We start from the raw sequence: 12,657 nt of genomic DNA, 5'->3' as shown, positions 1-12,657 counted from the left end.
GGAGCCCTTCGCCCCACCATGGGTGGTGTCTACTCCGCCCGGCCGCGGTCGAGGTCCGCGATCTCGCGCACGGCCTCCACGACGGCCCGGAAATCCTTCTTCAGGATCGCCCCGTGATTGCTGGCGACCTTCGCGCTCACCTTGATGTGCGGATTGCGGGCGGTTACCGCGTCGAGGCCGGTGCGGATCTGTTCCTGCTCGTCATCGCGGCTTCCCAGGGACGTCCCCGAGGCGACGACGTAGCGCACCGGGACGGTGATTGCGTCCAGTACGGGGCCGAGTTCACGTTCGCTGGAGAGCCTGCCGAGCTCGATGTTGCTGTCCGCCATCTGCTCGGCGTTCAGCCGCGGGGTCAGACCCGTCGGGCGCAGCAACGGCAGGAAGGGGCCCCACTGCCGGAACTGCTTGCGGATCCGCTGCTCCATCGCCTCGTCGAGCCAGTCGTACGGGAAGGCGCCGTCGACCAGGACCGCGCCCAGTGAACGCTCCGGGTTCCGGTGGGCCCAGTGTGCCCCGACGACGGCTCCGTAGGACCAGCCGACCAGCAGCGCCCGGTCCACGCCCCGGGCCGCGAGTACGGCGTCGACGTCCCGGACGGCGGCCTCGAAGGAATAGTCCGCCGAGCGTTTCGATTTTCTGCCGCGCGCCCGCTCGTCGTAGGTGATGTGCCGCCATCCGGTGCCCAGTTCGGCGATGACCCGTCGCCAGTAGCCCTGCGTGGCGAACTGGCCGTTGAGGTAGACGACGGGAACGCCGGGACCGCCGGTGTCGGTCACGGCCAGGGCCGTGTCGTCGACGGGCACCATGCCGGTCCAGGTCGCGCCGGTCGCGTTCTGGGGAGTGTTGCTCTGCGGGGTGCTGTTCTTCGTCATGCCTGCCTCCTTGTTTCCGACTCCTGAAACGCTACGTTGCTTTCCAACATGCGGCAACAAGCTTATTGCACTGCGATTGAATAGCTGCAGTACAGAGCAGTTAAAGTGTTGCAACGAGGCAAGATTTAATGCAACGACTCCTGGTCCGTCCATTGCAATGATGAGAACGCGAACGCTATGGTGACGCCTCAGGAACGGCCATCACGCAGGCCGTCACACAAAAGCACCGAGGAGACCGCGATGCCGGGAGGCAGGCTCACCCAGTCCGAACGCAGGCAGATCGCGCTGGGGCTGGCCGACAACCTCCCCTACGCCGAGATCGCCCGGCGTCTGGGGCGTCCGACCTCGACGGTCACGCGGGAGGTGATGCGCAACGGCGGCCCCACCGCCTATCGCGCCGACCTGGCCCACCGGGCCACCGAGCACCGAGCCCACCGGCGCAGGCCCGCCTCCTCCCGGGCGACGACGTCGGTCCCCCAGCCGCACGGGCGCGACGCCGAGGCGGTGGCCGCGTACGAGGAGACCCTGACCACCGTGCTGATGTCCTCGGGGCTGCCCAAGATGACGGCGCGGGTGCTGACCTGCCTCTTCATCACCGACGCGGGCCGCCTCACCGCGTCACAACTCGCCCAGCACCTCCAGGTCAGCCCGGCGTCCGTGTCCAAGGCGATCGCGTTTCTGGAGAGCCAGAGCCTCGTGCGCCGGGAACGCGACGAACGCCGCCGCGACCGCTACATCGTCGACGACGAGCTCTTCTACCAGGCGACGATCGCCAGCGCCCGGGCCAACGACCAGCTCGTGGAGACCGCACGCCGGGGCGTCGCCGTCCTCGGCCCCGAAACTCCGGCCGCCGACCGTCTGGAGAACATCGCCCGCTTCCTCGACTTCATCAGCGAGAGCATCACCCGCGCCGCCGAACAGGCCCGCGAGGTCCTGCACACCAAGCCCGCGACGGCTCCGGCCGACGGGCAGTAGGGGGCAGTAGGGGGGGAGCAGAGGGACCTTTGTCCCCTGAATCGGGCCCGTCGAAGCTGTTCTCGGCCACCCCGCCGACCTCGGACGTTCCAGACCAGCCAGACATATGCGGAATCCTTTCTTCGGCAACTGTGCCGAAAGTATGGTGATCGCGTGAAGGCACTCGTGTTGTCCGGTGGCTCAGGTACTCGTTTGCGCCCCATCACGCATACGTCGGCGAAGCAACTCGTACCGGTCGCGAACAAGCCGGTGTTGTTCTACGGACTGGAGGCGATCGCGGAGGCGGGCATCACGCAGGTCGGGATCATCGTGGGGGAGACGGCCGAGGAGATCCGGGAGGCGGTCGGCGACGGTTCCGCGTTCGGCCTCGACGTCACCTACATCCCGCAGGCCGAGCCGCTGGGGCTCGCCCACGCGGTGTTGATCGCACGGCAGTTCCTGGGCGAGGACGACTTCGTGATGTACCTCGGCGACAACTTCGTCGTCGGCGGCATCAGGGACCTGGTGGACGCCTTCCGCGCCGAACGGCCCGATGCGCAGATCCTGTTGACGAAGGTGGCGAACCCGACCGCGTTCGGAGTGGCCCAACTGGACGCGGCGGGCCGGGTGATCGGCCTGGAGGAGAAGCCCGAGCACCCCAAGAGCGATCTCGCGCTGGTGGGCGTGTATCTGTTCACCCCCGCCGTCCATGAGGCCGTGCGCGCCATCAAGCCGTCCCGGCGCGGCGAGTTGGAGATCACCCACGCCATCCAGTGGATGCTGGACGCCGGACGCGATGTGCGCTCCACGACGATCTCCGGGTACTGGAAGGACACCGGGAACGTCACCGACATGCTGGAGGTCAACCGCTCCGTGCTGGAGACCCTGGAGCGCAGGATCGACGGCACGGTCGACGAGGACAGCGAGATCATCGGCCGGGTGCGCATCGAGGCCGGGGCGAAGGTGACGGGCAGCCGGATCGTGGGTCCCGTGGTCGTCGGCGCGCACACCGTGATCACCGACTCCTACGTCGGCCCCTTCACCTCGATCGCCGATGACTGCCGTATCGAGGACAGCGAGATCGAGTACTCGATCGTGCTGCGCGACTCCTCCGTGAGCGGGGTCCGGCGCGTGGAGGCCTCGCTCATCGGCCGCAATGTCGAGGTGACTCCGGCACCTCGCAGACCTGCCGCCCACCGTTTCGTCCTCGGCGACCACAGCAAGGTGCAGATCTCGTCATGACGGCCTCTTCCTCCTCGCCCGTCCGCGACAGCAACGAGAAGAAAGGTTCTGCCCGTTGAGCTTCAGAATCCAGCCGACCGCACAGGTCGACGAGACGGCCACGGTCGGCGACGGGACAACGGTCTGGGATCTGGCCCAGATCCGGGAGAACGCCCTGCTGGGCAACGGATGCATCGTGGGCCGGGGAGCGTATGTCGGCCCCGGCGTCCGGATCGGCGACAACGTCAAGTTGCAGAACTACGCGCTGGTTTACGAGCCTGCCGTCCTCGCCGACGGGGTGTTCGTCGGCCCGGCGGCCGTGCTGACCAACGACTACTTCCCGAGGTCGGTGGACGAAGAGGGCCGGCTCAAGCGCGGCGGCGACTGGGAGCCCGTCGCGGTGACGGTGGCCGAAGGCGCGTCGCTGGGCGCCCGTTCGGTGTGCGTGGCGCCGGTGCGTGTCGGTCGCTGGGCGCTGGTCGCGGCGGGCGCCGTAGTGACCCGCGACGTACCGGACTTCGCTCTCGTGGCCGGTGTTCCGGCGCGCCGGATCGGCTGGGTCGGACGGGCCGGCGTACGGCTTGTCGAGCGCGAGGGCGAGCCGGGCGTGTGGGAGTGCCCGCGGACGGGTGCGCTGTACGACGAGAAGGACAGTGAACTCCTCGAACGTGCGTGACTCCGGTTTCCCCCAAACCGCAAATCTTCGAACATCTACCGGCATAACATGTGTGTTATCTGTGCAGATCCAGCACAATGAGCACACGTACCGGTAGTGCCCAGGGGGGTAACGGGGTGGGGGACACCTGTGCTTGAAACCACTAGCGACGTCGGTCTCGACACCTGACGTCCGTCTTCCGCCGCGTGGCCATCCACGCCGCGGCGATCACCGGTGCGTGCACTGGCGATCACCAGTCCGTGCACAACAGGACCACAGGGGGGTTGGTGTGCCCAAAAGATGACCACCACACGTCTCGCGGCACTCGCTCAGGAGGAACCGCCGCTTCTTGCGCTCGCCCAACGGCTTCTCACCGTCGCCGAGTTGGGGCTTCCGTCGATGCTGCTGCCCGGCAGTGAGGCCTTCGTCTTCACCATGGCCGGACAGCAAGCCCCGGACGGTTCATGGACGTTGGAGCGCCGGGGCACCAGCACCCGCTATGCGGCCATCACCGCACTGGGCGTCCGTTTTCTGCCCGAGGACCGCCAGCGTGCGGTGCTCGGGGGGCGTACGGCGCAGGAGTTCACCGGCCTGCTGATCGAATCGCTGCCCGCGGTGACCAATCTCGGTGACGCGGCACTGATCGCCTGGGCCGCCGCCGAGACCGAGCATCCCAAGCTCTCCGACGCCGTCGCCCGGGTTGACGCCCTGGACGACGAGGACCGGCCGCAGTACACCGTCGAGGCCGCCTGGGTGCTGTCCGCCCTCACGGCGGCGCGTGACACGGTCGACGTGGAGGCACGTTTCGCCGCGGCCCGCAACCGTCTGCTGCGGGCCCGGATCGAGGGCAGTCCGCTCTTCCCGCACGCCACCGGCCCGGGCCTGGTGCCCTGGTACCGGGCGCACGTCAGCTGCTTCGCCGACCAGACCTACCCGCTGCAGGCGCTGGCCCGCGCCCATGCCAGTGGTGACGGGGACGGCGACCCGGAGGCGCTGGCCGCGGCCGAGGCGTGTGCCGCGCGGATCTGTGAACTGCAGGGCGAGGGCGGGCAGTGGTGGTGGCACTACGACGCGCGCACCGGCGGTGTCGTGGAGGGCTACCCCGTCTACAGCGTCCATCAGCACGCGATGGCCCCGACCGCCCTGTTCGACCTCGCCGACGCCGGCGGCACCGACTTCGGCGCGGCCGTCCGCAAGGGGCTGCGCTGGATGACGGACGTACCCGAACTGGCCGGTTCTCAGCACCGCGAGCCGATGATCCTCGACGAGCTCGGCGCCACCTGGCGCAAGGTCTACCGGGGCGACCCGAAGAAGGCCGTACGTGCCGCCCGTGGCCTGTCGACGCGACTCGCGCCGGGCGCCCGGCTGAAGTCCCTGGACCGGGTGTACCGCCCCCTGTCAGTGGACCGCGAATGCCGGCCGTACGAGTTCGGCTGGATGCTTTACGCCTGGCAGGGGGGCCGGATATGACGGAGCGTCGGAAGTTGTTCGGCGTCGAGCTGGATCCGCTGACGATGGACGAGACCGTCGAGCGCTGTCTCGAAGCGGTGCGTGACAAACGGCAGTTGGAGATCGGCGTGGTCAACGCCGCGAAGCTGGTCAACATGCGGCGCGACGAACGGCTCGCCAAGGCGGTCTCCGGCTGCGATCTGGTCCTCGCGGACGGACAGGCCGTGGTGTGGGCCGGGCGGGTGCTGCGCGCCCCGCTGCCCGAGCGGGTGGCCGGGATCGACCTGTTCCTGCGATTGCTGGCCGAGGCGGAGGCGGCGGGCATCTCCGTGTACTTCCTCGGCGCCAAGCAGGAGGTGATGGAGCGGATGCTGCTCCGCGTCGCCGACCGCTTCCCCGGTCTGAAGGTGGCCGGCAGCCGCAACGGCTACTTCGACGACTCCGAGCAGCAGGAGATCGCCGACACCATCGCGCGAAGCGGTGCCCAGATGCTTTTCCTTGGCATGACCTCGCCGAAGAAGGAGATCTTCACCGCCGCCTACGGCACCCGCACCGGCGCCCGCGTGGTGCACGGCGTCGGCGGCTCCTTCGACATCCTGGCCGGAGTCACCAAGCGCGCCCCCGCCACCTGGCAGCGCTGGGGCCTGGAGTGGCTCTACCGCGTCAAGCAGGAGCCCCGACGTCTGGGCCGGCGCTACCTCACCACCAACGTCTCCTTCCTCCTCATGACGGCGCGCGAGCTGATCCGGCTCACCGCGTCGACCGCCCCCGCGAACAGGAGTCACTGATGCGCGTCGTCGTGGTGGGGCAGGGCTACGTCGGCCTGCCCCTGGCCATCCGGGCCGCCGAGGTCGGACACGAGGTGATCGGCTACGACGTCGACGCCCGGCGGATCAAGCGCCTCGCCGCCGGTGAGTCCTTCGTCGAGGACGTCTCCTCCGAGAGGATCCGCGCAGCCCTGGACAACGGCACCTACCGGGCGAGCGATTCGGCCCGCGACTGCGGCGGTTTCGACATCGCCGTGGTGACCGTGCCGACCCCGCTGCACGAGGGCACCCCCGACCTGCGGTACATCAAGGAGTCGGCGGTCACCCTCGCCCGCTATCTGCGTCCCGGCGCAACGGTCGTCCTGGAGTCGACGACCTATCCCGGCACCACCCAGGAGCTGTTCGCGCCGATCCTGGAGGAGGGCTCGGGACTGACCGCGGGCGCCGACTTCCAGCTCGGCTACAGCCCCGAACGGATCGACCCCGGCAACGCCGTGTGGGGCTTCAAGGAGACCCCGAAGGTCGTCTCCGGAGTGAACGACGCCTCTCTGAAGGCGGTTCAGGACTTCTACGCCCAACTCGTCGACACCACCGTGCCGGTGCGCTCCCCCAAGGAGGCCGAGCTCGCCAAGCTGCTGGAGAACACCTTCCGGCATGTGAACATCGCGTTGGTCAACGAGGTCGCGATGTTCGCCCATCACCTGGACATCGACATCTGGCAGGCCATCGACGCGGCCTCCAGCAAGCCCTTCGGCTTCATGAAGTTCACGCCAGGCCCGGGCGTCGGCGGCCACTGCCTGCCGATCGACCCCTCCTATCTGTCCTGGCGGGTGCAGCGCGAACTGGGCCAGAACTTCCGGTTCGTGGAGCTGGCCAACGACATCAACGGCCATATGCCGGAGTACGTGACGCGCCGCATCAGCGAGCACTTCAACGACCGGCGGCGCTCCGTCAACGGCTCGCGGGTCCTGCTGCTGGGGCTGGCGTACAAGAAGAACACCGGCGACGCCCGCGAGTCGCCCGCCCTGCGCATCTCCCAACTTCTGCTCGACATGGGCGCGCAGGTCAGGGCGGCGGATCCGCATGTCGTCGAGAGCCTGCCGGTGGACACCCGGCTGGTGCGGGTCGAGCCGACACCCGAGGAGCTGGCGGGCGCCGACGTGGTGGTGCTGCTCACGGACCACGACAGCTTCGACTACGAACTCGTCGCCGAACACGCCCCCTTCGTCCTGGACTGCCGTCGGCGGCTGCCGTCCGGACCCACGATCGAGGTGCTCTGAAGCCATGCGCATCGTCTGTGTCGCCGGGGCGCGCCCCAACTACATGAAGATCAAACCGGTGATGGACGCCCTGGAACGCCGGGGCGCCGAGCTGCTCCTCGTCCACACCGGCCAGCACTACGACCCGGCCATGAACGACGTGTTCTTCGCCGACCTCGGCATCCGCCCGCCCGACCGCTTCCTGGGGGTCGGCTCCGGCAGCCACGCGGAGCAGACCGGACGGGTGATGACCGCGTTCGAACCGCTGCTGGAGGAGGTGGCGCCGGACCTCGTCGTCGTGGTCGGCGACATCAATTCCACGCTGGCCTGCGCCCTGGTCACCGCCAAGGCCGGACCGCTGCTCGCCCATGTCGAGGCCGGTCTGCGCAGCCGCGACTGGGGCATGCCGGAGGAGGTCAACCGGGTCGCCACGGACCGGGTCAGCGACTACCTGCTGGCCCCCTCCCCCGATGCCGTCGCCAACCTGCGCGCGGAGGGCTACCGGGAGGACCAGATCCATCTGGTCGGCAACGTCATGATCGACACGCTGCTGGCCAACCTGGAACGGGCCCGCGCCTCGGACGTGCTCGGCCGATACGGCCTGTCCCAGGGCGAGTTCGGCCTGGTCACCCTGCACCGGCCCGCCAATGTCGACGACCCCGAGGTCCTCGCCGGACTGCTCAAGGCCCTGGGCGAGATCGCCGGAAGCTGCCCGCTCGTGCTGCCCGTGCATCCGCGGGCGGCCGGGAAGCTGGCCGAGATCGGCGTGCCGGGCGGCATCCAACTCGTGCCGCCCGCAGGGTACTTGGACTTCATCGCGCTGCAGGACGCGGCCCGCCTCGTGCTGACCGACTCCGGCGGCGTGCAGGAGGAGACGACCGCACTGGGCGTGCCCTGTGTGACCCTGCGGGACAACACCGAGCGCCCCATCACCGTCGAGCAGGGCACCAATGTGCTCGCCGGCCGGGACCCGGCGCGGATCGTGGCCACCGTGAGCGCCGTACTGGACGCCCCGCCCGCACCGCGCAGACCCGACCTGTGGGACGGCCGCGCGAGCGACCGCATCGCCGACGTGCTGCTGGGAGGAGGCACCGCGAGCACCCGGCCACGACCGACCGACCGGCCGAGACCCACGGATCAGCCGAGCCCCACTGACCAGCCCAGCCCCACGGACCAGCCCAGCCCCACGGACCAGCCCAGACCTACGGACCAGCCCAGACCTACGGACCGAACGTTCCCCATATGATCCGCTTGCAACATATGCTCGTCGAACATCTGGTCGCTAGGGGGGACCGCCATGGATCTCGCTGAGATCTTCCGCGTCATGCGCAGGCGCTGGTACGTCCTGCTGCCGGGACTGCTGCTGACCGCCGGTCTGGTCGTCGGCGTCCTCGTGCTGGTCCCGGTCACCTACCAGTCGCAGAGCACCGTGGTCCTCCTCAACTCCCAGAAGGCCACCATGGCCTACGACGGCAACCCCTTCCTCAGCACCCAGACCTCGCTCACCGGCATGGCCGACAGCCTGGCCCGCAATCTCAACTCCGACGTGTCGCTGCGGGAGCTCAAGTCCCGTGGAGCCAAAGGCACGTTCGAGGCCAAGCTCGCCGACAACGCGCAGGGCCCGCTGATGTGGCTGACCGTCACCGGCACCGACAAGGCCTCCGTCCTGGCCTCGGACAAGGTCTTCACCTCGTACGCCAAGGACCGCCTCGACCAGTTCCAGAAGCAGCAGTCGGTCGCCCCGAAGGCCATGATCCGCATGACGACGATCGTGCCGCCGCAGAACCCGGCGGCGCAGACGAAGACGCGGCTGGAGTACATGGTCATGGCCGGGCTCCTGGGTCTGGTGCTGAGCCTGGTCGCCGTCTTCTACGTGGAGGCGCGCCGCCGACCGCGCACCGCGGCGGGGCCGGACGAATTCGCGCCGCCCGAAGAACCGGCGGGGCAGGACGACTTCCCCGAGCCGAAGGCCGGGGAGCCGGTCGCGGACCAGACGATCGCCCTCAGGCGGCCGCCCGCCTGGTCGCGTTCCGCCGAGAACCGGCGCGCCACGCAGCCGGGGGCCGGACGGTCCGCCACGGCCGTGGCGTCCGCCGCCGAGCCGCTCGACGAGGAGTCGACTCATGGACAGCGTTCGCACACCGGACAGCGAGAGATCTGAGGCGAGCGGGAACTCCGGGGCGTCAGTTCCGGCGGTCGACAACTCCTTTGGCCGCAAGGTCCGTTCGGCGGCCCGGTGGAGCCTGATCAACACCGTGGTCATGCGCCTGGGCAACTTCGCCACGGGCATCCTGCTGGCGCGCTTCGCCCTGGGCCCGGCCGAGTGGGGCGTCTACGGCATCGCCCAGACCGTCCTGCTGGTCCTGCTCTCGGCGAACGAGCTGGGCGTCAGCCTGGCCCTCATCCGCTGGGACGGCGACCCGCGCCGCTTCGCGCCGACGGTGCTGACCCTGGCGACCGCCTCCAGCGTCGTGTTGTACGCCGCGCTGTTCGTCTCGGCGCCGACGGTGGCCGGTCTGCTCGACTCGCCGCACGCCTCGGGCGTCCTGCGCGTGATGTGTCTGTGCCTGGTGATCGACGGGGTGGCGCAGGTGCCCGCCGGCTTCCTGACCCGCGAGTTCGCGCAGGGCAAGCGAATGCTCATCGACGCGCTCAACTTCGTCCTCAGCACCGCCGTGACCCTGACGCTGGCCTTCGCGGGCTGGGGCGCGATGAGCTTCGCGTGGGGCGCGGTCGTGGGCAACGTCGCCGCGCTCGTCGCCTCCGCCGTGGCCGCCCCGGGCACCCTGCGCTTCGGCTGGGACCGCGAACAGGCCCGCGCCCTGCTGAAGTTCGGGCTCCCCCTGGCCGGTGCGAGCCTGCTCGCGCTCGCGGTCGTCAACGTGGACACCCTGGTCGTCGGCTCCACGCTCGGCGGGGTCTCCCTCGGCTTCTACGTCCTGGCGTTCAACATGTCCGGCTGGCCCGTCCGGGTCATCTCCGAGGCGGCCCGGCGGGTCTCCTTCGCCGGCTTCTCCCGCCTCGCCGACACCCCGCAGGCCCTCGCCCAGGGCTTCAGCCGGGCGCTCGGGGTGCTGGTCACCGGCACCGTGCCCCTGTGCGTCCTGCTCGGCGGCCTCGCGGGCCCGGTCGTCCACCTCGTCTACGGCGGCAAGTGGCTGCCCGCCGCCGAGGCGCTGCCCTGGCTGATGGCCCTGGGTCTGATCCGCATCGGCTGCGAACTCGCCTACGACTGCCTGGTGGCGTCCGGGCAGCGGCGCTCCCTCATCCTCGTGCAGGGTCTGTGGGTCGTCGCTCTCGTCCCGGTCCTGATCGTCGGCGCGCGCACGGGCGGCATCGTCGGCGTCGCGCAGGGCCACGTCCTGGTCGGCGCAGTGCTGGTCGTCCCGGTGTTCCTGCACGCCCTCGGCCGGGCCGGGATCGGCCTCGCCCACATCGCCAGAGCCTGTGCCTGGCCCTTCCTCGGGGGAATCGTGATGACCCTGGTGATCCTCGGCGCGCGACGGCTGCTCGGCGACGGCACCCCGGCCGTGTTCGCCATCGGCGCGGTGGCGCTGGCCAGTTACGTGCTGTGCGTCCTGCCCGGCCTCGGCTTCCTGCGCGGCACCCGGACACCGGAGGCCGTATGAGAAGGCTCCGCGGCCCGCTCGCCTGCCTGGCCCTGCTGCTGATCGCCGGCTGCTCCGGCTCCGGCGCTCCGTCCGCGTCACCGCACACGGCCGGCACCCACGACCGGCCCTCGGCCGCGCCGGCGTCCAGCCCCTCCCCCTCGGCCACGGCCTCCCCCACGCCCAGCCCCAGCTCCCCGCCCTCCGCCACCGGGTCCGGCGCCAAGCCCTCGACCCGCGTCACCACCGTGGCACCCGTGGAGGCCGACTTCCCCAGCGCCCGCACCACCGGCCCCCGGACCCGCCTCAAGCCGCACGCCACAGGCAACATGAGCGTCAGGACCGACGGCACGGTCATCAAGGGCTGGGACATCACCGGGTCCCTGGACATCTACGCGAACGACGTGACCATCGTCGACTCCCGGATCACCTCAACCAATTGGTGGGGCGTCAACCTCCGTCCCGGCCATCACGGGTTGCGGGTCCTGCACACCACCATCACGGCCGTCCCGGGCAAGGGCCCCGACAACGGCGGTGTGGACTACGCCGTGTCCAACATGGGGACCAGCTCCGTCGAGGTCGGCTGGTGCGACATCTCCGTGTTCGGCAACGCGCTGTCCATGGGCCAGGGCACCATCCACGACAACTACGTCCACGACCTCGTCCCGTTCCGCAACGCCGGTGGCGAGTGGCAGCACACGGACGCGGTGATCAGCGGCGGCGGCAACACGGGCAGGCTGGTCATCCGGCACAACACGCTGCTCAACCCGGTCGACGTGAACCGGGGGGCGTCCGCGAGCATCGGGCTGTTCGCCGACACCGGCCATGTCTCCGACACCGTCATCGACGGCAACCTGCTGGCGGGCGGCGCCTACGCCCTCTACGGCGGCGGCGACGGGGCCACCGGGATCACGGTCACCGACAACGTCTTCTCGACCCGGTACCACGGCAACGCCGGTGTCTACGGCGCCGTCACCGCCTGGAACGCCACGGGCAGCGGCAACGTCTGGCGCGACAACCGCTTCGCCGACGGCACCCCGATCACCCCCGCACCGGCCGGCTGAGGAAGAGGACCATGAGACGTGTCGCGCGGGCTCCCTGGGAGCTTCTCAAGGGCGCCTTCGGCTGGCTGGTCCTCTTCGAGCTGCGCAACAAGGTGCTGCTCGCGCCGTCCGCGCTGCGGCTGCGCCGCTTCGAATCCGCGGAGGTCCGCCGCCTCAAGGCCGCAACGGGGCCCATGCCCAGCGCCCTCGTGGCCACCGTCATCGCCACCCACCGCCGGCCGGACGCACTGCGGGCGGCCGTCCGCTCGGCGCTGGCGCAGACCGTGCGCGACCAGGTCGTCATCGTCGTCGACGACGGCGCGGGGCTCCCCGAACTCCCGGACGATCCACGGCTGTTCGCGGTGTCACTGGCCCGCAACACCGCCGTGGCCGGTGTCGTGCGCAACGTCGGCATCCGCCTCACCCGCTCCCGTTACGTGGCCTTCCTCGACGACGACAACGTCTGGGAATCCGACCATCTGGAACGGGCGTTGGCGGTCCTGGACTCCCCCGGCGGCCCCGACGGCATCTACACCGCCCTGCTTCGCGTCCTGCCGGACGGCACCGAACGCGACACCCTCTCCGTCCCGTTCGACCGCCGCCGCGCCGCCCGCGAGTCCTTCCTCGACACCAACGCGTTCGTGGCCCGCCGCGACGGCGCCCTGCACTTCAGCCGCCTGCGCCGGACACCGAAGGTGCTCCCGCGTGAGGACTGGGAGCTGGTGTACCGCTACAGCCGGAACCACGAGGTGCGCCACGTGCCGCACGCGACGGTGCGGTACCTGGTCAACCCCGAGAGTTTCTACACGACTTGGAGCGGCGGCTGAGC

At 70.0% G+C, this 12,657-nt stretch carries 12 protein-coding genes; 11 read left to right on the top strand and 1 reads right to left on the bottom strand.

The features are described 5' to 3' along the window. Nucleotides 1-29 precede the first annotated feature (29 nt). Nucleotides 30-872 (bottom strand): alpha/beta fold hydrolase, encoded by an 843-nt coding sequence (locus JYK17_RS03660; RefSeq protein WP_108012346.1) that lies wholly within the window; start codon nt 870-872, stop codon nt 30-32. A gap of 240 nt (nt 873-1,112) precedes the next feature. On the opposite strand from JYK17_RS03660, the gene JYK17_RS03655 reads away from it, so the two are divergent. The 11 genes from JYK17_RS03655 (at nt 1,113) to JYK17_RS03605 (ending at nt 12,655) form a co-directional block, all read left to right on the top strand. Continuing rightward, the gene (locus JYK17_RS03655) at nt 1,113-1,847 is read left to right on the top strand and encodes a helix-turn-helix domain-containing protein (RefSeq protein ID WP_108012345.1); all 735 of its coding nucleotides are present in this window, start codon (nt 1,113-1,115) and stop codon (nt 1,845-1,847) included. 153 nt (nt 1,848-2,000) lie between these two features. Further along, on the top strand, nt 2,001-3,068 hold the full coding sequence (locus JYK17_RS03650) for a glucose-1-phosphate thymidylyltransferase (protein ID WP_108012344.1): 1,068 nt from the start codon (nt 2,001-2,003) through the stop codon (nt 3,066-3,068). Nucleotides 3,069-3,123: 55 nt separating this feature from the next. Beyond that, a complete protein-coding gene (locus JYK17_RS03645) occupies nt 3,124-3,723 on the top strand; it encodes an acyltransferase (protein WP_108012343.1) in 600 nt (199 codons plus the stop codon). A gap of 279 nt (nt 3,724-4,002) precedes the next feature. Then, a complete protein-coding gene (locus tag JYK17_RS03640; RefSeq protein ID WP_108012342.1) occupies nt 4,003-5,172 on the top strand; it encodes a hypothetical protein in 1,170 nt (389 codons plus the stop codon). Further along, nucleotides 5,169-5,939, top strand: coding sequence for a WecB/TagA/CpsF family glycosyltransferase (locus JYK17_RS03635; protein WP_108012341.1), 771 nt, complete (start codon nt 5,169-5,171; stop codon nt 5,937-5,939). The genes JYK17_RS03640 and JYK17_RS03635 overlap by 4 nt, the downstream gene beginning before the upstream one ends. After that, nucleotides 5,939-7,198, top strand: a complete 1,260-nt coding sequence (locus JYK17_RS03630; RefSeq protein WP_108012340.1) for a nucleotide sugar dehydrogenase — start codon at nt 5,939-5,941, stop codon at nt 7,196-7,198. Before JYK17_RS03635 ends, JYK17_RS03630 begins: the two co-directional genes overlap by 1 nt. Before the next feature lie 4 nt (nt 7,199-7,202). Further along, a complete protein-coding gene (gene wecB, locus JYK17_RS03625; protein ID WP_234548283.1) occupies nt 7,203-8,423 on the top strand; it encodes a non-hydrolyzing UDP-N-acetylglucosamine 2-epimerase in 1,221 nt (406 codons plus the stop codon). A gap of 51 nt (nt 8,424-8,474) precedes the next feature. After that, nucleotides 8,475-9,338, top strand: coding sequence for a YveK family protein (locus JYK17_RS03620; RefSeq protein WP_108012339.1), 864 nt, complete (start codon nt 8,475-8,477; stop codon nt 9,336-9,338). Beyond that, nucleotides 9,301-10,806, top strand: coding sequence for an oligosaccharide flippase family protein (locus JYK17_RS03615; RefSeq protein ID WP_222809741.1), 1,506 nt, complete (start codon nt 9,301-9,303; stop codon nt 10,804-10,806). Before JYK17_RS03620 ends, JYK17_RS03615 begins: the two co-directional genes overlap by 38 nt. Continuing rightward, complete coding sequence (locus JYK17_RS03610) at nt 10,803-11,849, top strand: hypothetical protein (RefSeq protein ID WP_164932077.1); 1,047 nt, start codon at nt 10,803-10,805, stop codon at nt 11,847-11,849. The genes JYK17_RS03615 and JYK17_RS03610 overlap by 4 nt, the downstream gene beginning before the upstream one ends. Before the next feature lie 11 nt (nt 11,850-11,860). Next, nucleotides 11,861-12,655 carry a glycosyltransferase family 2 protein gene (locus tag JYK17_RS03605; RefSeq protein WP_128801190.1) on the top strand — a complete coding sequence of 265 codons (795 nt, stop codon included), beginning with the start codon at nt 11,861-11,863 and terminating at the stop codon, nt 12,653-12,655. The last annotated feature ends 2 nt before the right edge of the window (nt 12,656-12,657 follow it).

Source organism: Streptomyces plumbidurans, assembly GCF_019857225.1.
In the GTDB taxonomy this organism is placed as follows: domain Bacteria; phylum Actinomycetota; class Actinomycetes; order Streptomycetales; family Streptomycetaceae; genus Streptomyces; species Streptomyces plumbidurans.
Note: the sequence above shows the minus strand (reverse complement) of the source record. Positions and strands in the feature narration are given on the sequence as shown.